The sequence below is a fragment of the Campylobacter sp. P0085 genome (assembly GCF_002139495.1).
In the GTDB taxonomy this organism is placed as follows: domain Bacteria; phylum Campylobacterota; class Campylobacteria; order Campylobacterales; family Campylobacteraceae; genus Campylobacter; species Campylobacter devanensis.
The window spans coordinates 62,840-86,217 of record NZ_MJKB01000004.1; the positions used below are offsets into that span (position 1 = coordinate 62,840).

Consider the following 23,378-nt stretch of genomic DNA (forward strand, 5'->3'; position numbering starts at 1 on the left):
TCCACTACTACTCCTTATGTGAAGCACAACCACAACTATTAAGCGCTAGTTCAACATCGCAAAAATGCGTATGATCCTTACTAAGATGATTTATAAACTCTCTATTATCCAAATTTGAAATATCATGAAGCACCACACTACCATTACTCACATAAGCGACCTTAGAAGCGAAATTAATAGCCATATTTATATCGTGGCTAATGGCGATTACTCCTACATTTGATTGGTTTATCTCTTTTAATACAGAATAAATTTGAGCTTGGCCTTGCGTATCGATACTAGCTGTTGGCTCATCTAGCATTAAAATCCTAGCTCCGCTTACTAAGGCTCTTGCTATATAGACTCTTTGCCTTTGGCCACCACTAAGTGCCCCAATACCCCTAGAGCTAAACTCTCTCATACCGACCATTTCTAAAGCCTGCATAGCCATATTTTTATCTGCTTTTGAGTAGAACTTAAATAGCCCGCTACGCAGTCTTCCCATCAGCACAACTTCTAAAACACTCATTGGAAAGGTTTTATTAACTGGAATATACTGCGGAACATAGCCAATTAGTTCTTTTGCTAATTTTGGCGGCTTAGAATCTATACTAATTTTACCAGATTGCGGCTCTAATATTCCAAGCATTAGCTTTAAAAGTGTACTTTTGCCTCCGCCATTTGGTCCAATAATTGCTAAAAAATCTCTACTATGGTAGCTAAAATTTAAATTTTTAAAAATATTACCATCGTCATAGCCAAAGCTTAAATTTGTAATCTCAATATTCATAGCGAACTTTTAAAAATATCAGCAATTGTATACATATTTTCAAGCCAATTTTTTGATAAATGATTGATTTCTATTAACTTTGCGCCAGTTTGTTCTGCGATTAATTTAGCTGATTTTTGACTAAACTCAGGCGAGATGAAAATCACCTTGATATTTTCACTCTTTGCCATTTTAATAAGCTTTGCAAGGGCAGCAGGCTTTGGCTCTTTGCCACCTGATTCTATAGCGATTTGAGTTAGATTATAACGCTTAGCAAAATATCCCCAAGATGGATGAAAAACCATAAATTTTCTATTTTTTAAATCTTTTAAACTATCTTTTATATAACTATCTAATTTATCAATTTCTTGATTAAATTTATCCAAATTTTGGCTATAAATTTGAGAATTTTGTGGATACTCATCGCTTAATGCTTGGGCTATTATCTTGGCTTGCTCTTTTACCATTATAGGATCTAGCCAAATATGAGTATCAAATTCATGCTCATGTTCTTCATGTTTATGATCGCCATGTTCGTGGTGATCATCATGAGTGATTTTATCATATTTTGGTGTTTTGCCTTGAGTTTTTATAACTTTTAAATTTGGAAATGTCTTGCTAAATTTAGGCAACCAAACATCCTCATATTCTATTCCAACTGCAAAGAAAAGATCGCTATTTTCAAGCTTTTTCATATCGCTAGCTCGAGGCTCAAACGAGTGTGGATCGGCAAATTCTTGAACAATCGTATTAACCTCAACACTACTAGCACCAATTTGCTCAACAAAAAACGCCGTTGGCAAAATACTTGCACTAACTACCGGCTTAGCCCAAATCACTCCAACCAAAAATGCCAAAATCAAGCTAAATCTAACCATATTTTCTCCATAAAATTAAGTGTAAAATTATATCTGATTTGACTTAAATTTATTTAAAGCAAAAATTGATAAAATTTAGCAAACAATCCTAAGGTAGTTATATGCGTGAAATTTGGAATAAAAAGTCCAAAACATATCCTAAATTTAGCCCTATTATGCGTCCATTTGAGGCGGAATTTTTCGCTTTTTTAGATGAGTGCGGGGTTAGCTTTGCTGATAAAAGCGTAATTGATATAGGCGCTGGAACTGGTGTATATAGCTTACATTTAGCCAAAATGAGTAAAAGCGTTTTGGCCTTAGATATCAGTGATTCTATGCTTGAGATTTTAAGTTTAAGCGCCAAAGAACACAATATAACCAACATACAAACCACAAATAACCAAATACACGATATCAAAGATCGCAAATTTGATATAGCATTTTTGACTATGTCGCCCGCACTTAGGAGCGATGAGGATTTTGAGATATTTTATAATCTTGCTAATACGCATATATATATGAATTGGCTCAAACCTAGAAAATCAAATTTATTAGAGCTTTTTAATAGTAATTCTAATAGATCTGATATGTCAGCACCTATAGCTAGACTTGAAGAGTTTCTAAAAACCAAAAATATCAAATTCAAATCCAAAATTATAAATGAGAATAGAACTGCCACAAGAAGCTTAGATGATATGGTAGAGAATTTGGCATGGCATTTAGAGATTAGCGGCCAAAGCTACACAAAAGATGAGATAAAAAACAAGATAATAAACCTAGCAAAAGGTGATGAAATCAGTGAGAGCATCGCCACTTGCGTGAAAGTTATGATATTTTGAAAGCAAATATTTTAAAAACTAATATTATAAGAATTGTATTGATATTTTTTGTCTTGGTATGCCTTTATTTTATCATATCAACTGGGCAAATTTTATTAAAAACAAATGAGCGATTATATGATTTTGCTGAATTAAAGCGCTTAAATGAGGAATTGTATCTGCAAATTGACCTCCAAAATATCCATACGACAATTGAAAATACCGAAAATAGTATTAATGAAATCAACACTTTAATGGATAAAATCAGCTCAAATTTTATTATTACAAAACTATTTTATAATGTTGAACATGTTGAACTTTTAGACACATTAAAAAGCAGATTAAAAACCAGAAATGATATCATTAGAAATTATTATATAATCCGTCAAGATATCTCTAAAAGTCTATTTGAGCTAAACAAAGAACTACCAAATACTATAGATTTTAAACAAATGGCACAAGCTTATGCTTTGTTAATCAACTCAAGATTTATATCTGATTTTAATAGAGATGAGTTTGATAGGTATCTAACCAAGCTAATTAACGAGCCAAGGGAGCAGTTTGATTATGAATTTTTAATCAAAATTCAGCATGTAAATGATAACTTAATCACTATTCCAAACCTTAAAATCCAAAACAAAGCACTAAAAATTGAAAGCAAAATTGATCAACTCCTAAATCACTCAATAGAGCATTTTAACTCTGCTTTATATGCGCTTATTACATGTTCAGTATTTTTACTAGTTGTAGCATTTTTAGCTTTGACTAAAAATGGGATTTTAAGCAATCAAAATCGCAGTAATAAAGCTAAGCTAAAGCAGCTTGCCTATCTTATTGATAGCAACCCAAATCAAATAATAATCTTAGACAAATTTGGAAGAATATCAAGTGTAAATAATTCATTTATAAATTCAAGCAGTTTTAGCCCAGAAGATATTATAAATCAAGAGCTAAGTGCATTAAATATGAATATGCAAGGAACTGATATATTTGATGAAATTTGCCAAAGCAAAGATGTTAAAACATATAACGAATTTGTGAGCAAATCAAAAGATGGAATTCTTATCTACGAAAATATAGTTGCGATACCAATGCTAGATGAATTTAACGATATTAGTGGAGCTATAATCCTAAAACGTGATATCACAAAAGAGAGATTAACTAGTAAGGAATTAAACTTTAAAAACGCTCAACTACAAGAGAGTTCAAATATTGATAATCTCACAGGATTAAGAAATTTAACCTCACTTAATGATGCTATCAAAGCCAACCAAAATGGCACACTAATTTATCTAATGATTACAGATTTTGTAAATTTAAGATTTTTTTACCGCTCAGATTTAATTGATTTAATATTTGTAGCAATTGCTAACTCTATCAAACTAGCTATTAGTACTTATAAAATTGACGCTATGGCATATAGAATGCAACTTGATGAGTTTTGTATCTGGTATAAAGGCGATAATATCAAAAAAGATATAAAATATCTTTTAGAATATTTCAAATCCAAAAATATCACCATTCAGACTGAGGGCGGATTTGAGATTTTACCAAATATTTCTATTACCATTGGTATTAGCTCAAATGAAGATAAGCCAAATTTAAATAGACTAACTCAAGCTATTTTAGCTGCTCAAGATGCTAAGGATAAAGATTTAAGTTTTAGCTTTTATAATCACGATAACCCAATAGAGAAAAACTATCAAAAAAACGCCACCATTACACGACTAATTCAATACGCCTTAAATGAAAATAGAGTAATTGTCGAGTGTCAAGGGATATTTGATATTAGAGAAAATAAACCAAAAATTAGCTCATATGAGATTTTAATTCGTATTTTAGATCAACAAAATCAAATTCACTATCCAAATGAGTTTTTAAGTGTGGCCAAGCTAACATCGCTATATCTAGCACTTACCAAGCAAGTTATTAATCGTGCTTTTGAACTTTTAGAGAGATTTGGGGATAAAAAGAGATTTTCTATCAACCTCTCAAGTGTAGATATGATGAATGAACCAGTCAAAAATTTATTTATTCAAAAGCTAGATAGCTGTTCTAATCCACAAAATCTTACCATTGAGATTTTAGAGAGTGAAGGGGTTGATGATTATGATGCTATAAACCCAATTATTCAAGAGATTAAAAATTATGGCTGTAAGCTTAGTCTTGATGACTTTGGTAGTGGGTATTCTAACTACTATAGAATGCTTGAATTAAATATAGATTATATCAAAATAGATGGTTCTATCATATCTAAATTACCATTTGATAAGAATGCTCAAAGCGTGGTAATGACGATTGTAGATTTTGCTAAGCGTCAAGGATATGAAACCGTGGCTGAGTTTGTCTCTACTCCACAAATTTTAGAGATTATCAAAAATCTAGGCATAGACTATGCACAAGGCTATCTATTAGCTAGGCCGGTATTGCCAAATAATATAGAATAATAGGAGCAAATTTGCATCACAATATAATAAACGGCGCAGTTAAATTCATGGAAGAAAACTTCATAGAGCACAAAGAGCTATTTGAACATCTAAGCAAAAAACAAGCGCCACACACGCTATTTATCGGTTGTTCTGATTCTAGAGTTGTCCCAAATTTGATTACCAATACCCTGCCTGGTGAGCTATTTGTCGTGCGAAATATCGCAAATATAGTCCCACATTATAGATTAGTAGATGAATTTTTGGCTACAACGGCTGCTATTGAGTATGCGATACATACTCTAGGGATTAAAAATATCATAGTTTGCGGACATAGCAACTGCGGTGGCTGCGAAGCGCTATATCAAAGCGATGATAAGCTAGCTAATACACCAATTGTCAAAAAGTGGCTTATGATAATTGAAGATATCAAAACTGAAGTTTTAAAAGACAAAAATATCACACCAGCCAAAAGAGCTTGGGTAACTGAAAGGCTAAATATCATTAACTCACTTCAAAATATCATGACCTTCCCAGGCGTGATAGACAAGCTCAAAGCCAAAGAGCTAAAACTATATGGTTGGCACTACATTATAGAAACAGGAGAATTATACAACTATGATGACACTACAAAAAGCTTTAAATTATTAGAAAAGAGCATCAACTATGAAGAAATTTACTCTCAAATTTTTACTGATTTTTAATCTATTTTGTAATATCTTATTATCAAATGAGCTAATTAGCGTAAGTGATAAAATCATATCGCTAAATTCTCAATTAACCATAATAAAAGAGCAAAATGCTAGCATTAATGATGAGATATCCATTCTACAAAAAGAAAAAGATAACCTTATCAAGAGCCTACCAGCACTCATAACTAGCAGTAGTGACTTCAATCAAACACAGATAAACTCATACATAAAAGTACTAAATAAAGAGCTTGCAAAATATAAGCCTAGCTCTAATCACTATATCAAAACTCAAATAAATTTAGCATCTATAAATTTAGACAAAATTTACTACTTAACTCTGTCTCAAATTTCAATAGCCTTCAAAGACTACGACCAAACCCCAGATGAAGCCTTGATAGATGCTATAACTCAAATTCAAATCTCAAACTACCAAGAGATAAAAGCCCTAAGCCAAGACAAAACTCAAATTTATAAAGATGATATAGACGCCTTAGAGCTAAAAAGGCAAACTTATAGCGAAATTCTCAACTATTTAAAGGATAATTCTGAACTATTTGATAGCAATTTTGTATTAACTAGCCTAAATTTACAAAGCATAATTGACAAGATAAACTCATCTCTAAACCTCAACTCAAATTCCATAAATATTGGAAAAATAGCGATTATAATCTTAGTTTGTATATTTTTTATCTTAATGCCAAGACTAGCTTCGCTTTTGCTTTATAAGCTATTTATCACCATCTTATCACGCTATCAAAATACACAAAATCAATTTAAAGAGCAGTTTGTAGCTGCTATAAGGCTACCGGTATTTATATTTTTTATTATTTATGCTTTGAATTTGTCTTTGATAATTGCCTATTATCCTTCCACCATAAATATAGAGATAAAAAACTACTTCGATATCGCTTATAGCGTGGTTATAGCGTGGTTTGTGATAGGTGCTCTTGATGGATATGGCATAATGCTATTATCCAAAATCGCCCAAAAATCAGGCCGAAAAGAGGTGATAAATCTCATAATTAAAGTGCTATATTTCATCGTTATTCTCATTACAATTTTGGTAATTTTAAGCAAAATTGGCTTTGATATCAGCACCATTATCGCCTCTCTTGGTATCGGTGGCTTAGCCGTAGCATTAGCAACAAAGGATATTATAGCCAACTTTTTTGCTTCGATTTTACTGCTTTTTGATAGCTCATTTAGTCAAGGCGATTGGATAGTTTGCGCTGGGATAGAAGGAACTGTAGTAGAAGTCGGACTTAGAAAAACCACTATTAGAACCTTTGATAATGCCTTGGTATTTGTGCCAAATTCAAAAATTATGAGCGAAAGTATCAAAAACTGGAATCGCCGCAAAGTCGGCCGCCAAATCAAAATGCAAGTCGGCCTAAGCTACACTACAAGCAAAGAGAGCATCCAAAACTGCATAAATGATATAAAACAGATGCTTTTAAATCACCCTGGCATCGCTAAAAGCGGTATAGATAGTGCCCTAAATAGCAATGACGCACGGATAAAATATCGCCAAAGTATGGTTTCAGTCGATGACCTAGATGGATATAAGAGCAATCTTTTTGTAGTGCTTGATGAGTTTGGCGATAACTCTATAAATATCTTGATATATTGCTTTAGCAAAAGCGTGATTTGGGGCGAGTATCTAGCTACCAAAGAGGATGTAATGCTAAAAATAATAGAGATAGTAGAGCGATATGATGATGCGAGTTTCGCTTTCCCTAGTAGAAGTCTATACATAGAATCCATCCCAAAAATTCAAATTTATAAAGGAGAAAATGATGACAAACAGATTTGATGATGATCTAGATGAAGATCTGCAAGATTATGAAGATGAGGAATTTTCTTATAAAAATTCTCGTAGTTACAACTATGATGAAAATGACTATTCATATGATAATGAGGACGAAGAAGATAGCTATGATATGGAGTAAATATAGTTAAATTTGTTAGTTCTAACTGCTGCTTTTATCTCTTGCAATATTAGTAAAACTTATTTTCTTTAGTGACAATTTGCTATCACTAAAGAAAATAATAAAACTATTTTATCAATTTTGAAATAGCCTTAAAGCTTGAGTGTTCAGCACTTTTGAGTAATTCAAATGCCACCATTTCAAGTGGTTTTACACTTATATTTTTTAAATTTGCATATGCAAGGGATTTATTTTTTGGATCTCTAGAACTAATACACTCATCAATTAGCGTAATATTATGGCCATTTTTTATTAAATCCAAAGCTGTTTGGTATACACAAATATGTGCTTCAATGCCAATTATATAGATATTATTTACCATTGTTAATTGATCTTTTATAGCATTATAAGCGCTAAATTCCATCTTTTGAAATTTTTCATCTATAAAACAATCTAAACTATCTATAGTATTTCCAAGTCCTTTTGGATATTGCTCAGTTGCAATGATTTTTATTCCAAGCTCTTTAGCAATTTGTAAAAACTTTAACGAATTTGCTACTAACTCTTCTGCGTCACTCATCGCTGAAGTTAATCTCTCTTGAATATCTATAACCAAAACTAAACTCATAAAATTCTCCTACAAATCAATATCAATCCCAACTGGAGCGTGATCACTACCCTCGATATCACTTAATATAAAAGCATCTTTTAATCTATCTTTTAACCCTTGCGAGACAAAAAAATAATCAATCCGCCAGCCGACATTTTTAGCCCGTGCATTAAATCTATAACTCCACCACGAATACGCACCCTCTATATCGCCACGAATATATCTAAAAGTATCGATAAAGCCAGCCTCGATCACCCTATCAATCCACGCTCTCTCAACTGGTAAAAATCCGCTTGTTTTAGCATTAGCCTTTGGGTTTTTAAGGTCTATTTCACGATGAGCAGTATTAACATCACCGCAAAATATCACCCCTTTACCATCACTAACCAAAGCATTGATATAAACTAGAAATTTATCATAAAAATCCATCTTATACCCTAGTCTCTCATCACCTTGCTGACCATTTGGGAAATATATATTAAAAAGATGGATATTATCAAATCTATGCTCCAAAACTCTACCCTCACCATCATCAAAAAACTGCGATTTTCGATTTTGTGTTTTTAAATTTGATAAGCTCATCACACCCGAATACCCCGCTCTTTTAGCTGAATTTACAGATATATTCTCAAATCCTAGATTATAAATTTCGGCTGGTATCTTATCCTCGCTTGCCTTTATCTCCTGTAAAGCCAAAAAATCTGGCCTATACTCACCAAGCCACGAAAATCCATCTTTATTTACAACAGCCCTAAGCCCATTGACATTCCACGAAATCAATCTCAAATTTAATCCTTTTTTAATCTCATTATAATTCAAATTTTAAAATATTTTTTAAAATTTACAATCATTAACCATATTTTTATCATTAAATTACTAATTAACTATATAATCTATTCTATCTTTTTTAATTTAATTCAAAGGAAATTATATTGAGCTCAAACAAATTTATTCTATATTTTGCCCTATTTATCACAGCATTAAATTATAAATTTTTTGCCTTTGGGTTTGAAAATTTAAATTTCTCTGAAAATATCTCTACTTTATTAACCTTACCGATACTATTTTACTCGTTAATAGTATTTGTATTTGGCTTAATATTTTTGCCCTATATCACAAAGGCTTTAGCAATATTTGTAACCATCGTTGGCGTTGTTGGGGCCTATTTTATGAATGCCTACTCGGTAATCATCGATAGCGAAATGATAAGAAATGCTCTTCAAACAGACGCCAAAGAGGTTCAAGATCTATTAAATTTAAATATGATATTTTGGATATTTTTAGCTATTATAGCTATATTTTTGATAATAAAAGTCAAAATAACCAAAACCAATATCCCAACAGCCTTAAAAAATCGCACCATACTCATAATCTCTTCATTAGTGATTTTTGGCTCTCTTTTTGGTATTTTAAGCAAAAACTATATCCCATTTTTTAGAAATTACAATCAAATAAGATTTTACACAACCCCATTTTATTCACTATACTCAAGCTTCAAATATATAAAATCCCTATCACCAAAGGCCGAATTTAATCCTATTGGCCTTGATGCCAAACAGGCAAAAGAGACAAAAAAGCTATTTGTCTTTATAGCTGGTGAGACTGCTAGGGCAGCCAACTACTCACTAAATGGATATGATAAATATGATACAAATCCATACTCAAAAGAAAATGGCCTTTTAAGCTTTTCTAAGTTTAGTTCATGCGGGACCTCAACTGCTATAAGCTTGCCTTGTATGTTTTCGAATTTAAATAGAGATAATTTCTCCGCCGATATAGCCCAAAATAGCGGAAATTTACTAGATGTCTTAGAGACTGCTGGGATAAAAGTAAGCTGGGTAGGAAATAACTCTGGATATTGCAAAGGCGTCTGCGCTCGCTTAAAAGATACCAAAAATTTTGGCGGCGATAGCTATGATGGCGTTATGCTTGATGAGATCAGGCAGAGAATTCAAAATACCAAAGAGAGTAGCTTTATAGTAATCCATCTCCAAGGTAGCCACGGACCTACATACTTCAAAAGATATCCAAAAGAATTTGCTAAATTCAGCCCGACTTGCGATACCGCTACGCTTAAAAACTGCACCTATGAAGAGATAGTAAATACCTATGATAACACAATTTTATACACAGATTATATAGTCAATCAAATAGTGGATATGCTAGAACAAAGCGATATGCAAACCGGATTATTCTATGTTAGCGACCATGGCGAGAGCCTTGGAGAAAATGGTATTTACCTTCATGGCGCCCCATATTTCTTAGCACCAGATTTTCAAACCAAAGTCCCAGCACTGCTATGGCTAAAAGATCAAAATCAGCTAGAAAGCTTAAAAATATTAAAAGATAATAGCTTTTCACATGATAATATTTTTCACACTATGCTAGGATTTTTTGCTATCCAAACAAGCGTCTATAATCCAAACTTAGATATAATGTATCAACAAGATTAATGGAGATAAATTTGGATAATATAGCTCTATATAAAAGTGTTATTTGTATGATTTTAGGAGATAAAAAATCAGAAATTATTGAGTTTATCATAGATAATTTAGATGATAATAAGAGATTTAAATACACTATAAAAGAGCTATGCGCTACGCTAAATATCAGCAAACCAACGGCCATTGATACCATAAATTTACTAACCCAAAAAAGGGTTATAAAAAAGATCAAAAATGGCCTATATCAACTAAATATCTAAATCAAAAATATGAGTTAATAAAATCTTAAATCCGATAATTATAAGGATAACCCCACCCAAAATAAGCGCCTTTTTCTCTAGCGCTTCACCTAGATACTTGCCGATATAAACTGCAACAATACAAATAGCAAAACATACTAGCCCTACAACTATTGAGCTAACTGCGATACTACCACCCTCAAAGCTAAGCGCTACACCAACAGCCAATGCGTCTATACTAGTAGCGATCGCCCCAATTATTAAAAGTTTTAAACTCAAATCAATACTACACTCTAGATTCTCTTCTTCTCTAGAATCTTTTATCATCTTAGCGCCCAAAACAAATAATATAAAAAATGCTATATAATGATCAATGGCTTCGACATATTTAATAAATTCAAGCCCTAAAAAGTAACCAATAAGCAACATAAGGGCTTGAAAAAATCCATAAATAAAGGCAATTTTGCTAATTTTAAATAAATTTAATTTTCCACATCTTGCGCCATTGGCTATGCCTAATGCTGCACTATCCATCGATAGTGCCACAGCCAAAAGCAGCAACTCCATCACAAACCAGCACTCGCTATTACATTTGCTTGATAATCAGCAATTAATGGATCGATAATCTCATCAAATAGCCCTCCGGCCATAATCGCATCAAGTCTATATAAAGTTAAGTTTATCCTATGGTCGCTAATTCTATTTTGTGGATAGTTGTATGTACGAATTCTACCACTTCTATCGCCTGTTCCGACTTGATCTTTTCTCTCTTGACTTTGGGCTGCTAGACGCTCTTTTTCTTGCATCTCATACAATCTGGCTTTTAAAACCTTCATTGCGGCTTCTTTGTTTTTATGCTGACTTTTGCCATCTTGGTTGACTACTACTAGACCAGTTGGTTTATGCGTGATTCTTACAGCCGAATCAGTAGTATTTACGCTTTGACCACCATGACCGCTACTGCGCATTACATCGATTTTAAGATCATTTTCATTGATAATAATCTCGCTATCTTGCACTTCTGGCATTACTGCTACTGTGATAGCAGATGTATGTACCCTACCTTGTGACTCAGTTTCAGGTACACGCTGAACCCTATGGGTACCGCCTTCAAATTTAAGTCTTGAATATGCACCATCACCTTTTATTAGCAAAATAATCTCTTTAAATCCGCCAGCACTTCCCTCGCTAGAACTAACAATTTCGAATTTATATCCTCTTTGCTCTGTATAGCGCATATATGCATTTGCCAAATCACCAACAAATAATGCTGCTTCATCTCCGCCAGTACCTGCTCTAAGCTCTAAAAATATATTTTTATCATCATTTGGATCTTTTGGAATAAGTAAAATTCTAATCTCATTTTCTAATCTCTCAAGCGCTGGCTCAAGCGTTTTAAGCTCATCTTTAGCCAACTCACCCAACTCAGGATCACCTAATAATTCACGATTCTCTTCGATACTTGATAAGATACTAAGATACCTATCACTAGCTTCTTTTATTGGTTCTAAATTTCGCTGTTCTTTGGAGAGCTCAGTCATACGAGATATATCACTAATGACTGATGGATCGCTTAGCAAGCTCTCAATCTCGCTAAAACGATCTATGAATGGTTGTAATTTTTGTGCGAGCATAAACTAGCTTACGCAGCTAATGTATTTACTAATTTTGCTAAACGGCTAACTCTTCTAGAAGCTGTCTCTTTTTTAAGGAAGCCTTTGTTTACAAAGCTATGGAAGCTTTTATTTACATCTTTTAATGCTGATAATGCTGCTTCTTTATCGTTGTTAGCTACTGCAACTCTTACCGCTTTTGTTAAATTTTTAAGTCTTGTACGGTAGAATCTATTTCTCTCTGTTCTTTTAATGGTTTGTCTTGCTCTTTTTTCAGCAGATTTATGATTTGCCATAACTTACCTTTTTCATAATTTTAGCTCGGAATTATACCAAAATATTATTAATTAAAACTGAATTTAAGTATCTTTTAATATAGTAAAATAGCCAACTCTAGCACTATTTTTGTTAGTTTAACATTTTTAGCTAAAATGCGATTAAATTTACAAATTTATGAGGATGATATGAAGCTATTTGGAACTGATGGAGTAAGAGGATTAGCAGGTAAAAAGCTTGATGCAATGACTGCTATGCGCCTAGCGATGGCTGCTGGAATTTACTTTAGAGCGCACTCTAAAACTAATAAAATTCTAGTAGGAAAAGATACAAGAAAAAGTGGCTATATGATAGAAACTGCTATAGTAGCAGGACTTACAGCAGTTGGCTATGATGTAGTGCAAATTGGCCCAATGCCAACTCCTGCTATTGCATTTTTAACTGAAGATATGCGTTGTGATGCTGGAATTATGATAAGTGCGAGTCACAATCCATTTTTTGATAATGGAATTAAATTTTTTGATGGGAGTGGCAATAAACTAGCTGAAGCCGATGAAAGAGAGATTGAAGAAATTTACTTTAATCTAGATTTAATCCAACACAATCAAAAAACTGGCCTAGATATCGGAAGCGCCAAAAGAATAGACGATGTAATAGGTCGCTATATCGTGCATATTAAAAACTCCTTCCCAAAAGAGCTAACCTTAAAAGGGTTAAGAGTTGTCCTAGATGTAGCAAATGGTGCAGCCTATAAAGTTGCTCCGACAGTATTTAGCGAATTAGGTGCTGAAATAATCGTTTTAAATGATGAACCAAATGGTTCAAATATTAATGAAAATTGCGGCGCTTTGCATCCTGAGAGTCTTGCTACTGAGGTTAAAAGACTTAGAGCTGATATAGGATTTGCATTTGATGGAGATGCTGATAGGTTAGTTGTAGTAGATGAAAAAGGTACAGTAGTCGATGGTGATGCGCTTCTTGGGGTATTGGCTAGCTATTTAGATGATAACAATATGCTAAGCAAAAAAGCAATAGTAACAACTGTGATGAGCAATGCTGCTTTAGATGATTACTTAAGCAAACACAAAATTGCCCTAAAACGCTCAAATGTTGGCGATAAATATGTCTTAGAGATGATGAAAGAACATGGGATAAACTTTGGAGGCGAACAAAGCGGCCATATCATATTTAGCGACTTTTCTAAAACCGGAGATGGATTAGTCTCAGCACTTCAAGTTAGTGCATGCTTATTAAAAAGTGGTAAAAAAGCTAGTGAAATATTTGGAAAAATCAAACCATATCCACAAAAATTAACAAATTTAAAAATAGTACAAAAACGCCCACTTGATCAAATCAGCGGAATAAAAGAGCTTGAATCCGAACTAGAAAAACTCCATATTAGATCACTATTTCGCTACTCTGGTACAGAGAACTTAATTAGACTACTCTTAGAGGGCAAGGATGAAAATCTAGTCGCTCAAAAGATGGAAGAGGTAGAAAAATTCTTTTTAAAAGCATTAAATGAATAAGGTATTTTTACAATTTTTAGGCTATTTTGCTATCATTTTTGCAGCTGACCAGCTAATCAAATGGCTATTTTTGCAAGGCTTTAGATGGCAAAGCGATTTTATTGATCTAGTGCTAGTTTACAATAAAGGCGTTGCATTTTCAATGTTAGCATTTTTAGAAGGAAATTTAAAATATCTTCAGATTGCATTAATCGCACTTTTAGTTATTTATTTAATTAAGCAAAAAGAGCTTTTAAAGTCGCACACAGCGGCTTTTGGTTTGATTTTAGGCAGTGGATGTTCTAATATTTTTGATAGATTCATACATCCAGGCGTAGTCGATTATATATTTTGGCATAAGTGGTTTGAGTTTGCTGTATTTAACTTTGCTGATATAATGATAAATTTAGGCGTAGCTATAATCTTGCTACAAACCTTAATCCAAAAAAAGGCAAAATAATGGGACGAAATATCTACATAGCCTATCTGTTATGGTTTTTTCTATCAGCTTTTAGCGCTCATAGAATTTACTGCGGAAAGTTTTTAAGCGGAGTTATGCAGTTAGCACTATTTTGGATTGGAAGTGCTACGGCAATATTTTTAATTGGCTATATATTTTTAGGATTTTGGCTAATATGGTGGCTAATTGATGCTTTTTTGCTTCATAGCTGGGTGGCAAAAATAAACGAGATAAACGCATTGCAGCATAGTATTAGTGATATTAAAAATTTAGAAAATATAGAAAAACTTTACGAGCTTTACAAAAGTGGAGCTATAAGTTATGAAGAGTATCTTAGTAGAAAAGATTCTATTTTAAAAAATATTTAAATTCATTTATAAATCATATGCTAAACTTGCAAAAAATTTAAGGAGAAAATATGGAATACGAGACCTATTTATGGTTAAAATGGTTGCACTATGCTGCTTTTATATCGTGGATGGCGATGCTTTTTTATCTGCCTAGGCTATTTGTCTATCATGCTGAACATATCGCAAATAATGGCTTTTGTGATGTTGTAAAAATTCAAGAATCCAAACTATTTCATGGAATCGGATGGATTGCGATGATTATTACGATAGCTTCAGGATTATTTATTTTAATTGGCGCTAAACCTGAACTAATGAAGCAAGGATATTTTCATATGAAGCTACTTTGTGTAGTGATTTTAGTGATTTATCATTTTAGTTTAGGATATTTTATGAAACAATTTAAAGAAAATCGCTGCAAAAAAAGCGGTAAATTCTTTAGAATGTATAATGAAGTCCCTACAATTATAATGTTTGTTATCCTATATGCTATGCTTGTAAAGGCAAATTTGGTATAAATTTTAAATTCAAGCCCAAAATTTATTCAAATTTAAGGCTTGAATTTGTATAATTCTATTCTTTTTAGCCAAAAAGGTTCTATAGCTCAGTTGGTAGAGCATCACCTTGACATGGTGGGGGTCACAGGTTCAAGTCCTGTTAGAGCCACCATAATCCTTTGTGCCTCGGTAGCTCAGCTGGTTAGAGCGCTGGTCTCATAAGCCGGAGGTCGGGAGTTCAAGTCTCCCCCTAGGCACCAATCCCCCCATTTTAATACTTTTCTTAAATTTTCACAAATTATCAAAAAAGCCCTAAAAATCGGATTTTAGAACTAATTTAAGCTCTTATTTGTTATCATTTCATTTTAGTTATTTTTACCCAAAGGGATACCCACGCAAATAACCAAATCCCAAAAGGATACCCAAATGAAAAATAAAAGCTTTACAACAGACAGCCAACTAAAAGCTATCACCCTACCACAAGATACAAAAGAGCTAATAATAAAAGATGAGAGCACACCTAACCTAATAGTAAGAATTAGCCCACAAACAAAATCTTTTATTTTTAGAGCTAAAATAGATGGTAAGATGAAGCAATATAAAATAGGCCAATATCCGCTAATATCACTAGCCACCGCAAGGCAAGAAGCCATAAGATTAAAAGCCCAAATAACCCAAGGTATTGACCCAACACTAAAAGAGCTAACTTTTAATGAAGTAGCACAAAGATGGTTAAAACACAAATCCAAACAAAATTTAGCAACTTTTAAAAAGATACAAGGCAGATTAAATAACCATATAATCCCAAAGCTAGGCAATATCAAAATCCAAGATTTAAAGCGTGATAGGCTTATTAAATGCGTTTTAGAATTAGAATTAAAAGATAATAGGGGCGATGGATATGAGACTAAAACCAAGATTTTTGGGATATTAAAAGATATTTTGAAATTTATAGCAATCCACGGATTAATCCATGACTATATAAGCCCATTAGCGGATTTAAATTTCGGTGATATTTGTAAAGATAAGCACACCACAACCCACCACCGCTACATACAAGAGCCAAAAAGGCTTAAAGAGTTTTTAGACGCTATTGAGAATTATAAAGGCAATATCCTAACAAAATACGCTTTAAAAATGGGCGTTTATACAGCCCTAAGAAGCAAAACATTAAGAACGCTAAAATGGGAATATATAGACTACACAAAAGAAATTATCAATATACCAAAAGAGCAGATGAAAACCAAAAAACCATTTATACTACCACTAACCAATCAAATAAAAGCGATATTAAAAGAATTAGAGCCTTATAAGCTAGGTCAATATCTATTTAGCATTAATAATTCTAATGTGATGAGCGATGGGACGCTAAACAAGGCTATAAAGCTAATGGGCTTTAAAGATGATACGGATTTTCACGGATTAAGGGGGCTATTTTCTACAATATGTAACGAACACACAAGAACACGGATTAAGCGCTGAAATAATAGAACTATGCTTAGCCCACGCAGATACCAACCAAATAAGAAACGCCTATAATCACTCTGAAAGATTAAGTGAAAAAGCAAAATTAATGAAGTGGTATAATGATTATATAGATAAAATAAGGGGGTTGAAATGATTAAAAAAGATAAAGGATTTCTTTTCACAAACTTAGAATTAATTAAGCAAACAAGCCCAAACGCTGATAAGCGCATTAAAGAAATAATAGGCGATATTATTAAGCGCTTAGATGATAATTTAACAAGCGTTTCAAAAAATAGATATAATGATGAGTTAATATCTAAATTTGATAGCTTTTTAACGACTGATTTTATCTATTTAGAACATTTTAAAGAAGCAAAATATTCAAATGATAGCCTAGAATTACAATTTAGCGATATAAAAGAAAATATTGTTTATGCTCTTTTGGGAATTGACTTTTTGATAGCAGGTTACAAACAAAAAAGAGATTTTATCCGTTTATTAAATAGAAAATCTCACAAATCCAAGCTAAAAGCCCAAAGAAGTTTTAAAAATATTATAAGATATCAAATCCCAAAATTATACGATTATGAGGGCAATACACAACTATTAAAAGATTTATTTTTTAATAAAGATTATCAAAAGTATTTTTTACGCTTTGTAAAATCTTTTATTATAGTTATGTTATCTCTCACAAATGCTATATTTTATAATAAGCGTTTTAAGGGTAAAAATAAAGGCAAAATCAAAATAAAAGTTACTCTTAAAAAGGCACATAATTCTAAGCAATATTTGTTATCTACTATTAAATATAATTTTCAAAGGGATTTTTTGCTATCTAGACTAGAACTAGGCGAAAAATTAGAGCCTATAAATTTAGAATTTATCATAAAATTAAGCGCTGATGAGTTTATAAAACTAGGTAAAAAAGCAAATTTTATATCAGATAATTAGCATTTTTACAAATGATTAAAACCGCTTAAAATATCGATTTTACCATATATACAACAAATATACCGATAAATTTTTACAAAACCTATAAAGCATAATTTTGAAATAAAAGGTTATAAGGCCTTTTAAATTTAATTTTAAGGAGACAAAATGAAAGAAAACATTTCATCAAATCCAACCTTACTAAACTCAAAAATGGTAAAAGAGCTTTTACACATTAAAGGCGACGCCACCTTATGGAGATATTTAAAAGAAGGGATAATACCTCAACCTAAATTTAATATTAGTAGGAATATGAGATTGTGGGATAAAAATGAGCTTTTAGCCCATTTAACGGCTAAGAGCCAAGAAAATACCCAAGGGGGTGAGCTATGAGCGCCCTAGCTACTAAAGATAGTTTAATAGCCGTTTTAGACGGCTTATTGGATAAGCGTGATGATATCACCGCCAATAATGGGATAAATTATCACACAACAAGACTAAGTAACACAATAGTCGAGCTTAGAAAGTGTGGTATTAGAATAACAAATAAAACTATCAAAACGCCAAATAATAAGCGATATGATAAGTATTATTTGGAATTTAGCGAAGCAAATATAACAAAGGCTAAAACCCTTTTGAATTTTTATATCCAATCAAAAAAGATGGGCAAAAAATAGGGGAGCAATCCCCAAAGGAATAGCCCTAAGCTAATATTTTACTATTAGTTTAGGGGTGAGCCTATAAAATTAATCTTATAGGCGCTTAATGGCTAAATTTAATCTTTTAAACAGCATTTATAACACCATCGGCGATATCCAAGCCACCAACACCCTAGGCAATATAAACGCATTTAGCCAACCTAATTTTATAAATTGTGATAGCCTAAGATTTATAGCAACCAAGGCATTTTATAGCAAATTTACCGCCTTTTTACAGCGCCAAGACCTACAAATGAGCCCAACAAATATAAGCCCAAATCACTTCACTTTAAACGACCTTTACACCATACAAGCCCCAAAAGAGCGCTATTTACTCAAAATCACCGATAAAATCAGAATATATGCTTATTATTCTAGCATTTCTTTTGAAAAATCTAGGAGAATTCACCACGCCTTAAATAATTATATAATTTTAGAAATTCACGGCCTAGCACAATACGACCAACACACGCCAAACCCAATACCACACAACGAAAAAATGCTAAAAATACTTAAATTTATATTTAGCTATTGTAATAACTCAAAAGAGCGCCAAGCCTTAACCCTAAAGAGCTTTGATATATCTTTGGACTATTTAGACCAAGCCCAAATAAACCAAGAATACGCACTAAAAAAAGCCCCATATTTAGACCAAATCCACGCTAAATTCTTTAATTACCAAGGCACCCTATATATACAAGAGAGCAAAGCCCCAACCGCTAAAAATATCAATAGCAATCTACAAAAAATCAAAATTTATGATAAGCAAATCAAAAATTCACTATCATACGCCCTTAACCGCTTTGAACTTATTTTTTTAATAAGTGACTAAAATTAAGTGACTAAAACCAAATTTAAAAATCCAAAATTCTAAAATCCAAAACCCAAAATCCCAATCCAACAATCTAAAGAGCCAAGCCAAAAATCCTAAAATCACAAGCCAAAAAATAGCTAAATTCTAAATATTAATTTTTACTTAAAATCTTATTTTTTTATTGTGTGATAATTGAAATGAGTTGGAATACTTCTCCGCCTTATTTCGGCTTTTTTGCGACTTAAAAAAACGCCACGAAAGCACCACGCGCACGAACCACAACGCCATTTGATTTTTTAGCTCTCTAATGGAGATAAAAATAAAATATAAATTCTCTACCAATTTTATTTACTTTTCTATCCCCATAAATAGAGAGATTAGAGAATATTGCCTACATAATCGGGGCTTTTTTCTTGCCTAAACAACGCTATATCAAATTAGCAATCATATCTAAATCCTAACCAGCTAATTTACTATTTAAGCATTTTTAGATATAATATCAAGGCAATTTTTAATCATATTGTTTTTTAAATAATCTTAATACCCTATAATCATAGGTTATTAATTTTTAACTAAAAATCAAGGGATAAAGCTATCCAGATTAAATCTAGATAGCTTATTAAAGCGGATAAGTTAAACTTATACCCTTTACAAAGTCAAAGCTCTCCACGCATAAAGTGGATAGCACAAGCACAAGCTAATACAATCCAATCTAATCAGCCAAAAATAGATAAAATCTAAAGCAAAATAAAGGGAGTGATTTTACAAAGGGATACCCAAAAGGATACCCACGCAAACCTTAACAAACCCACCAAATAACGATATAACCGCTATTTAATAATATTTATACGGCTCCCCCCCCCCTAATTATAATAAATTTTTTATGCTTATTTTAATTATCAAGTAGTATAATTATCAAATTTAGTTATAAAAAATAAACCCGATAGGATCCACTTGAATAACCTACTAATTCTTTATAATCCAAAATATCAAAGTGATTTGATAAACGCTCATTTAAATGTGCTAAGAGAATGCGGTGAAGTAGCCTTTGGCAAGGTGCAAGTAAAAAATAATGATATGACTCATCCTTTTAAAGCTCAGTTAGAAAAAATATATAGTGCTACAAATGAAAAGGACTTTACTCAACTTTTTATCACAGATTATGCTAGTCTATATGTAGCAAAGGTGGTAAAAATTACACATGATGACTGCGCTATGCTAGCACCTTTATACTACAAAGAAAAAGATTTAAAAGTAGATAGCTGGTTTATTATCACAGATATGCGCGAGATTTATAGAAATGATTTTGAGAGCGTGAGGGATTATTTTTTGGCAAATATTACTATGCCTTTGCGTGATAATCACACTTATGCTCTTTATGGAAATAACTATGTTTATCCACTTATTATCAAACAAGATCAAAATTATTTTGAAAATGAAGTGCTATACTACAAAAATATCTATAAAACGCAAAAATACCTAGATACCAAAGAGATGCTAGCTAGATACTGCTTTGGTAAAAGCATTGATACACTAATGAGTGATAGCATAGATGCCTTAGTCTTAGCTGAAATCGAATATCTAGAAAATAAAGAAAATCCACTAAATGATTTTAGTGCGATTATTATGAAATACTCTAAAAGTATGGAGAGGGAGTTTTACGCTCTTTTTAAAGTTCTTTTTGCGTATTTGGGCTACAATAATCCTGGTATTTTGAGCATTGGATATGAGGTTCAAGGGCTTAAATATAGACTAAAAGATATTTTTGAACATAAGCCAAATCTTGGTACTTATAATTATTTAATGAAAAAAGATGAGATAGCAAGCACCTTTGAAAACATAGTCCCAGATGATATCAAAAATAGCTTTAGCGAAAAAATACTTGAGTTTATGCAGGTTTTAAAAGATATTAGAAATGAAAATATGCACGGCAAAAATGCTAGCCTAAAAGAAGCAGAGGAGCTTAGAGATATAATTTTGGGGATAGGCAAAGAGAGTATTTTGACGATTTGTTTGGAGATAAAAGCTAGGCTAAATGCTTTGTGTAAAGAGTCTTATAATAGATAAAGCGACAAAATATGTCGTCAGTATATGCTAGAATTTCATAAAATTGTAGTATAAAGGATATAAAATGAACGGCTTTGTTCCTCGTCCCCAAAAACTAAAATGCCCAAAATGTGGCAAAACAGAGATTACCACGGCTGGCTGTGTTTCAAACTTTCAAACTTGCCCAAAATGCGGCATACTGATGAAACCATGTGCTATGGGCTTGCTAGACAAAATTATAAATAGCTTTAAGGCTTAAAGGGCTGTTGTGGCTCTACTTATAGGCTTTTTAATCATAGTTGGTTTGCTTGTTTGGGCGATTAAGCTAAAACCGCTAGGCATTATTCTCTGCTCTCTTTTTGCTTATTTTTTAATAAGCAGGGACAATACACCGCAGACAGAAATCGGCTGGATAATGCTTGCTATCATGGTTATAGGTATAGCCGTCAATATTTTGAAAAAGAGAAAAAGGGATGTAGATATAGATAATGAATGGTATTTGAAGTAACAAGGGATAAATGCAATGAGTGGTAAACAAGCAACTGGCGAAAAAATGGTTCGCAGATTTATGATAATGTTAAAAATACTTTATTCTGGGCATGGGCTAAATACCAATAAGCTATGTAAAGAGTTTGGCACTAGCCTAAGGACTTTACAGCGTGATATACCAAGATTACAAGACTACTGCGACATAGAGCTAGAAAAAGGTAAAGATGGTAATTATTATATATCTCGTGGAGAGCATGAGGACGGCTCACTTAGCTTTGGCGATATAAAAACCTTTGCGCAAAAAAGCGGTGTTGAAGACTTATATTCAAAGCTAGATGCTCCAATGATAGCTGATGTGCTAAATATGAGCGTATCAAAGAGTTTTAGCGTAACAAACGAGCCAAAACAAAGCTCTAAGGCTCTAAGGTCTATGTTTGAGAGTATCGCTGGTGCTATCTTGGAGCATTTTATTGTAAGCTTTTATTATAATGGCTCACAGCGTATCGCAAAACCTTATAAACTCATAAACATAGCTGGTGTGGTATCTGTTGGCTGATGAAAAGGCTAAATTAAAACATTTTACACTCTCAAAAATTAAAAATTGTGAGATTATAGATAAAACTTTCACTCCATCTAATATTTTTCTAAAATGCATTGAAGAAAATAATCTTAAATGGCTAAATGCTAGCGCAAAAACAGCTAGAATTCTAGTTTTACCTGAGGCTAGGGAATATTTTGAACGAAAAAAAATATTTTCTAGCTTTAAAGTGCTAAAAGATGATAAAAATGGTATTTTGCTAGAAGTTAATTTTGCCTTTGATGATGAGCTTTTAAATGTAGTAAAAGCATGGATACCATATATAAAAATAATAGAGCCAAAAGAGCTAGATGTAAAACTTAAAGATATACTAAAAGATTATATAAAAGACAGTGGCAAGTGTTATACTTATTGATGTTTTTTGATTGAGTAATTTTTATTTTTTTCACTTTATTTTGGAGAATTAGGTTAAAATGTATTTATAATGGTGTATAGTTTGCTAATTTGCAAATTATACACCTGCTAAAATTTTATAATTTAGTTAAAATATTTGCAAATCTGCTTACAAGCTCTATTTAGCCTAGCTTTTGTAACTAGATAATCACCCCTTAGCTTGCCAGTAGTCTCGTCCATGTATAAATCCCTACGAACCTCTATCATAAGCGAACTAACTCTGCTATCTTTTTCGTAGAACTTAATAGGCGTGATAGCCCCAGCAAAAGGTGTGTTTAGCGCTACTTCAAATCCAGCTTTTTCAAAAGCACTTTTAGCAAAATCCAAAAGAGCCTTTGTTTTATAATCTCTCATCAAAATAAGCTCTTTTTTAAAAGCTGCTTTGCTTAGCATAAACTGTTCTTTACACCACGCAGGAACTCTGCTACTATCGTGGGGCAAATGAAAAAGCACGGATGAGAAAATATTCATTTTAGCTCC

At 32.5% G+C, this 23,378-nt stretch carries 29 protein-coding genes and 2 tRNA genes; 23 read left to right on the plus strand and 8 right to left on the minus strand.

Annotation, left to right across the window (positions count from 1 at the left end):
• Positions 1 to 7: 7 nt before the first annotated feature.
• Together CIGNP85_RS05390 and CIGNP85_RS05395 are read right to left on the minus strand one after the other, a co-directional pair.
• Positions 8 to 769: a metal ABC transporter ATP-binding protein gene (locus tag CIGNP85_RS05390; RefSeq protein WP_086245816.1), complete on the minus strand. Its 762-nt coding sequence runs from the start codon at positions 767 to 769 to the stop codon at positions 8 to 10.
• Positions 766 to 1,626, minus strand: coding sequence for a metal ABC transporter solute-binding protein, Zn/Mn family (locus CIGNP85_RS05395; protein WP_086233426.1), 861 nt, complete (start codon positions 1,624 to 1,626; stop codon positions 766 to 768). The genes CIGNP85_RS05390 and CIGNP85_RS05395 overlap by 4 nt, the downstream gene beginning before the upstream one ends.
• Before the next feature lie 101 nt (positions 1,627 to 1,727).
• Between CIGNP85_RS05395 and CIGNP85_RS05400 the strand changes: the two genes are divergently transcribed.
• The 5 genes from CIGNP85_RS05400 to CIGNP85_RS08335 are packed head-to-tail and all read left to right on the plus strand — an operon-like array spanning position 1,728 to position 7,490.
• Positions 1,728 to 2,444, plus strand: coding sequence for a class I SAM-dependent methyltransferase (locus tag CIGNP85_RS05400; RefSeq protein ID WP_086287286.1), 717 nt, complete (start codon positions 1,728 to 1,730; stop codon positions 2,442 to 2,444).
• Positions 2,445 to 2,482: 38 nt separating this feature from the next.
• Positions 2,483 to 4,870, plus strand: a complete 2,388-nt coding sequence (locus CIGNP85_RS05405) for a sensor domain-containing phosphodiesterase (RefSeq protein WP_236845597.1) — start codon at positions 2,483 to 2,485, stop codon at positions 4,868 to 4,870.
• Between the two features lie 47 nt (positions 4,871 to 4,917).
• Complete coding sequence (locus CIGNP85_RS05410) at positions 4,918 to 5,553, plus strand: carbonic anhydrase (protein ID WP_086225428.1); 636 nt, start codon at positions 4,918 to 4,920, stop codon at positions 5,551 to 5,553.
• The gene (locus tag CIGNP85_RS05415; protein WP_086251122.1) at positions 5,516 to 7,354 is read left to right on the plus strand and encodes a mechanosensitive ion channel family protein; all 1,839 of its coding nucleotides are present in this window, start codon (positions 5,516 to 5,518) and stop codon (positions 7,352 to 7,354) included. Before CIGNP85_RS05410 ends, CIGNP85_RS05415 begins: the two co-directional genes overlap by 38 nt.
• Positions 7,338 to 7,490 (plus strand): hypothetical protein, encoded by a 153-nt coding sequence (locus CIGNP85_RS08335; protein WP_179187280.1) that lies wholly within the window; start codon positions 7,338 to 7,340, stop codon positions 7,488 to 7,490. Before CIGNP85_RS05415 ends, CIGNP85_RS08335 begins: the two co-directional genes overlap by 17 nt.
• Positions 7,491 to 7,596: 106 nt before the next feature.
• Here CIGNP85_RS08335 and CIGNP85_RS05420 read toward each other — a convergent pair whose 3' ends face one another.
• Together CIGNP85_RS05420 and CIGNP85_RS05425 are read right to left on the minus strand one after the other, a co-directional pair.
• Complete coding sequence (locus CIGNP85_RS05420) at positions 7,597 to 8,097, minus strand: isochorismatase family protein (RefSeq protein ID WP_086251123.1); 501 nt, start codon at positions 8,095 to 8,097, stop codon at positions 7,597 to 7,599.
• A 9-nt stretch (positions 8,098 to 8,106) separates the two neighbouring features.
• Entirely contained in the window at positions 8,107 to 8,865 is a 759-nt protein-coding gene (locus CIGNP85_RS05425) for an exodeoxyribonuclease III (RefSeq protein ID WP_086287288.1), read from the minus strand.
• Positions 8,866 to 9,011: 146 nt separating this feature from the next.
• On the opposite strand from CIGNP85_RS05425, the gene CIGNP85_RS05430 reads away from it, so the two are divergent.
• Together CIGNP85_RS05430 and CIGNP85_RS05435 are read left to right on the plus strand one after the other, a co-directional pair.
• The gene (locus tag CIGNP85_RS05430; RefSeq protein ID WP_179187375.1) at positions 9,012 to 10,532 is read left to right on the plus strand and encodes a phosphoethanolamine transferase; all 1,521 of its coding nucleotides are present in this window, start codon (positions 9,012 to 9,014) and stop codon (positions 10,530 to 10,532) included.
• Positions 10,533 to 10,543: 11 nt separating this feature from the next.
• Positions 10,544 to 10,783, plus strand: a complete 240-nt coding sequence (locus CIGNP85_RS05435) for a replication/maintenance protein RepL (protein ID WP_179186995.1) — start codon at positions 10,544 to 10,546, stop codon at positions 10,781 to 10,783.
• Here the strand turns inward: CIGNP85_RS05435 and CIGNP85_RS05440 are convergent.
• From CIGNP85_RS05440 to rpsT, 3 genes are read right to left on the minus strand one after another with little or no spacing between them, the layout of a single operon-like run.
• Complete coding sequence (locus tag CIGNP85_RS05440; protein WP_086253146.1) at positions 10,772 to 11,329, minus strand: manganese efflux pump MntP; 558 nt, start codon at positions 11,327 to 11,329, stop codon at positions 10,772 to 10,774. The two genes, CIGNP85_RS05435 and CIGNP85_RS05440, sit on opposite strands and share 12 nt — an antisense overlap.
• Positions 11,329 to 12,396, minus strand: a complete 1,068-nt coding sequence (prfA, locus tag CIGNP85_RS05445) for a peptide chain release factor 1 (protein ID WP_086287292.1) — start codon at positions 12,394 to 12,396, stop codon at positions 11,329 to 11,331. The genes CIGNP85_RS05440 and prfA overlap by 1 nt, the downstream gene beginning before the upstream one ends.
• Positions 12,397 to 12,404: 8 nt before the next feature.
• Entirely contained in the window at positions 12,405 to 12,671 is a 267-nt protein-coding gene (rpsT, locus tag CIGNP85_RS05450; protein WP_086225312.1) for a 30S ribosomal protein S20, read from the minus strand.
• Between the two features lie 168 nt (positions 12,672 to 12,839).
• Between rpsT and glmM the strand changes: the two genes are divergently transcribed.
• The 16 genes from glmM to CIGNP85_RS05525 all read left to right on the plus strand — a co-directional run bounded on the left by glmM (position 12,840) and on the right by CIGNP85_RS05525 (position 22,860).
• A complete protein-coding gene (gene glmM / locus CIGNP85_RS05455) occupies positions 12,840 to 14,180 on the plus strand; it encodes a phosphoglucosamine mutase (RefSeq protein WP_086228324.1) in 1,341 nt (446 codons plus the stop codon).
• Positions 14,173 to 14,619, plus strand: a complete 447-nt coding sequence (gene lspA, locus CIGNP85_RS05460; RefSeq protein ID WP_086229389.1) for a signal peptidase II — start codon at positions 14,173 to 14,175, stop codon at positions 14,617 to 14,619. Before glmM ends, lspA begins: the two co-directional genes overlap by 8 nt.
• Positions 14,619 to 14,987 (plus strand): NINE protein, encoded by a 369-nt coding sequence (locus CIGNP85_RS05465; RefSeq protein WP_086287294.1) that lies wholly within the window; start codon positions 14,619 to 14,621, stop codon positions 14,985 to 14,987. Before lspA ends, CIGNP85_RS05465 begins: the two co-directional genes overlap by 1 nt.
• 50 nt (positions 14,988 to 15,037) lie before the next feature.
• Positions 15,038 to 15,484, plus strand: coding sequence for a CopD family protein (locus CIGNP85_RS05470; protein ID WP_086287296.1), 447 nt, complete (start codon positions 15,038 to 15,040; stop codon positions 15,482 to 15,484).
• Positions 15,485 to 15,559: 75 nt separating this feature from the next.
• A tRNA-Val gene (locus CIGNP85_RS05475) sits at positions 15,560 to 15,635 on the plus strand.
• Positions 15,636 to 15,646: 11 nt separating this feature from the next.
• Positions 15,647 to 15,723, plus strand: a tRNA-Met gene (locus tag CIGNP85_RS05480).
• Between the two features lie 166 nt (positions 15,724 to 15,889).
• Positions 15,890 to 16,945, plus strand: a complete 1,056-nt coding sequence (locus tag CIGNP85_RS05485) for a tyrosine-type recombinase/integrase (protein WP_086287298.1) — start codon at positions 15,890 to 15,892, stop codon at positions 16,943 to 16,945.
• A 135-nt stretch (positions 16,946 to 17,080) separates the two neighbouring features.
• The gene (locus CIGNP85_RS05490) at positions 17,081 to 17,881 is read left to right on the plus strand and encodes a hypothetical protein (protein WP_086287300.1); all 801 of its coding nucleotides are present in this window, start codon (positions 17,081 to 17,083) and stop codon (positions 17,879 to 17,881) included.
• A 147-nt stretch (positions 17,882 to 18,028) separates the two neighbouring features.
• Positions 18,029 to 18,253, plus strand: coding sequence for a helix-turn-helix transcriptional regulator (locus CIGNP85_RS05495; protein WP_086287302.1), 225 nt, complete (start codon positions 18,029 to 18,031; stop codon positions 18,251 to 18,253).
• Positions 18,250 to 18,537 carry a helix-turn-helix domain-containing protein gene (locus CIGNP85_RS05500; RefSeq protein ID WP_086287304.1) on the plus strand — a complete coding sequence of 96 codons (288 nt, stop codon included), beginning with the start codon at positions 18,250 to 18,252 and terminating at the stop codon, positions 18,535 to 18,537. Before CIGNP85_RS05495 ends, CIGNP85_RS05500 begins: the two co-directional genes overlap by 4 nt.
• Positions 18,538 to 18,625: 88 nt before the next feature.
• On the plus strand, positions 18,626 to 19,390 hold the full coding sequence (locus CIGNP85_RS05505; protein ID WP_086287306.1) for a hypothetical protein: 765 nt from the start codon (positions 18,626 to 18,628) through the stop codon (positions 19,388 to 19,390).
• A gap of 936 nt (positions 19,391 to 20,326) precedes the next feature.
• The gene (locus CIGNP85_RS05510) at positions 20,327 to 21,439 is read left to right on the plus strand and encodes an HP0729 family protein (protein ID WP_086287308.1); all 1,113 of its coding nucleotides are present in this window, start codon (positions 20,327 to 20,329) and stop codon (positions 21,437 to 21,439) included.
• Positions 21,440 to 21,503: 64 nt separating this feature from the next.
• Complete coding sequence (locus tag CIGNP85_RS08340; RefSeq protein WP_179187376.1) at positions 21,504 to 21,677, plus strand: hypothetical protein; 174 nt, start codon at positions 21,504 to 21,506, stop codon at positions 21,675 to 21,677.
• A 9-nt stretch (positions 21,678 to 21,686) separates the two neighbouring features.
• Positions 21,687 to 21,926 (plus strand): hypothetical protein, encoded by a 240-nt coding sequence (locus CIGNP85_RS05515; protein ID WP_086287310.1) that lies wholly within the window; start codon positions 21,687 to 21,689, stop codon positions 21,924 to 21,926.
• A gap of 15 nt (positions 21,927 to 21,941) precedes the next feature.
• On the plus strand, positions 21,942 to 22,463 hold the full coding sequence (locus CIGNP85_RS05520; RefSeq protein ID WP_086287312.1) for a helix-turn-helix transcriptional regulator: 522 nt from the start codon (positions 21,942 to 21,944) through the stop codon (positions 22,461 to 22,463).
• Positions 22,456 to 22,860, plus strand: a complete 405-nt coding sequence (locus CIGNP85_RS05525) for a WYL domain-containing protein (RefSeq protein ID WP_179187377.1) — start codon at positions 22,456 to 22,458, stop codon at positions 22,858 to 22,860. Before CIGNP85_RS05520 ends, CIGNP85_RS05525 begins: the two co-directional genes overlap by 8 nt.
• Positions 22,861 to 22,982: 122 nt before the next feature.
• On the opposite strand, the gene CIGNP85_RS05530 is transcribed toward CIGNP85_RS05525, so the two are convergent.
• Positions 22,983 to 23,369 (minus strand): N-formylglutamate amidohydrolase, encoded by a 387-nt coding sequence (locus CIGNP85_RS05530; protein WP_086287316.1) that lies wholly within the window; start codon positions 23,367 to 23,369, stop codon positions 22,983 to 22,985.
• Positions 23,370 to 23,378: the final 9 nt, after the last annotated feature.

Coding starts and splice junctions, on each gene's coding strand:
- CIGNP85_RS05390 (WP_086245816.1), bottom strand. CDS start 769: ATGAATATTGAGATTACAAATTTAAGCTTTGGCTATGACGATGGTAAT.
- CIGNP85_RS05395 (WP_086233426.1), bottom strand. CDS start 1,626: ATGGTTAGATTTAGCTTGATTTTGGCATTTTTGGTTGGAGTGATTTGG.
- CIGNP85_RS05400 (WP_086287286.1), top strand. CDS start 1,728: ATGCGTGAAATTTGGAATAAAAAGTCCAAAACATATCCTAAATTTAGC.
- CIGNP85_RS05410 (WP_086225428.1), top strand. CDS start 4,918: ATGGAAGAAAACTTCATAGAGCACAAAGAGCTATTTGAACATCTAAGC.
- CIGNP85_RS05415 (WP_086251122.1), top strand. CDS start 5,516: ATGAAGAAATTTACTCTCAAATTTTTACTGATTTTTAATCTATTTTGT.
- CIGNP85_RS08335 (WP_179187280.1), top strand. CDS start 7,338: ATGACAAACAGATTTGATGATGATCTAGATGAAGATCTGCAAGATTAT.
- CIGNP85_RS05420 (WP_086251123.1), bottom strand. CDS start 8,097: ATGAGTTTAGTTTTGGTTATAGATATTCAAGAGAGATTAACTTCAGCG.
- CIGNP85_RS05440 (WP_086253146.1), bottom strand. CDS start 11,329: ATGGAGTTGCTGCTTTTGGCTGTGGCACTATCGATGGATAGTGCAGCA.
- prfA (WP_086287292.1), bottom strand. CDS start 12,396: ATGCTCGCACAAAAATTACAACCATTCATAGATCGTTTTAGCGAGATT.
- rpsT (WP_086225312.1), bottom strand. CDS start 12,671: ATGGCAAATCATAAATCTGCTGAAAAAAGAGCAAGACAAACCATTAAA.
- glmM (WP_086228324.1), top strand. CDS start 12,840: ATGAAGCTATTTGGAACTGATGGAGTAAGAGGATTAGCAGGTAAAAAG.
- lspA (WP_086229389.1), top strand. CDS start 14,173: ATGAATAAGGTATTTTTACAATTTTTAGGCTATTTTGCTATCATTTTT.
- CIGNP85_RS05465 (WP_086287294.1), top strand. CDS start 14,619: ATGGGACGAAATATCTACATAGCCTATCTGTTATGGTTTTTTCTATCA.
- CIGNP85_RS05470 (WP_086287296.1), top strand. CDS start 15,038: ATGGAATACGAGACCTATTTATGGTTAAAATGGTTGCACTATGCTGCT.
- CIGNP85_RS05485 (WP_086287298.1), top strand. CDS start 15,890: ATGAAAAATAAAAGCTTTACAACAGACAGCCAACTAAAAGCTATCACC.
- CIGNP85_RS05490 (WP_086287300.1), top strand. CDS start 17,081: ATGATTAAAAAAGATAAAGGATTTCTTTTCACAAACTTAGAATTAATT.
- CIGNP85_RS05495 (WP_086287302.1), top strand. CDS start 18,029: ATGAAAGAAAACATTTCATCAAATCCAACCTTACTAAACTCAAAAATG.
- CIGNP85_RS05500 (WP_086287304.1), top strand. CDS start 18,250: ATGAGCGCCCTAGCTACTAAAGATAGTTTAATAGCCGTTTTAGACGGC.
- CIGNP85_RS05505 (WP_086287306.1), top strand. CDS start 18,626: ATGGCTAAATTTAATCTTTTAAACAGCATTTATAACACCATCGGCGAT.
- CIGNP85_RS08340 (WP_179187376.1), top strand. CDS start 21,504: ATGAACGGCTTTGTTCCTCGTCCCCAAAAACTAAAATGCCCAAAATGT.
- CIGNP85_RS05520 (WP_086287312.1), top strand. CDS start 21,942: ATGAGTGGTAAACAAGCAACTGGCGAAAAAATGGTTCGCAGATTTATG.
- CIGNP85_RS05530 (WP_086287316.1), bottom strand. CDS start 23,369: ATGAATATTTTCTCATCCGTGCTTTTTCATTTGCCCCACGATAGTAGC.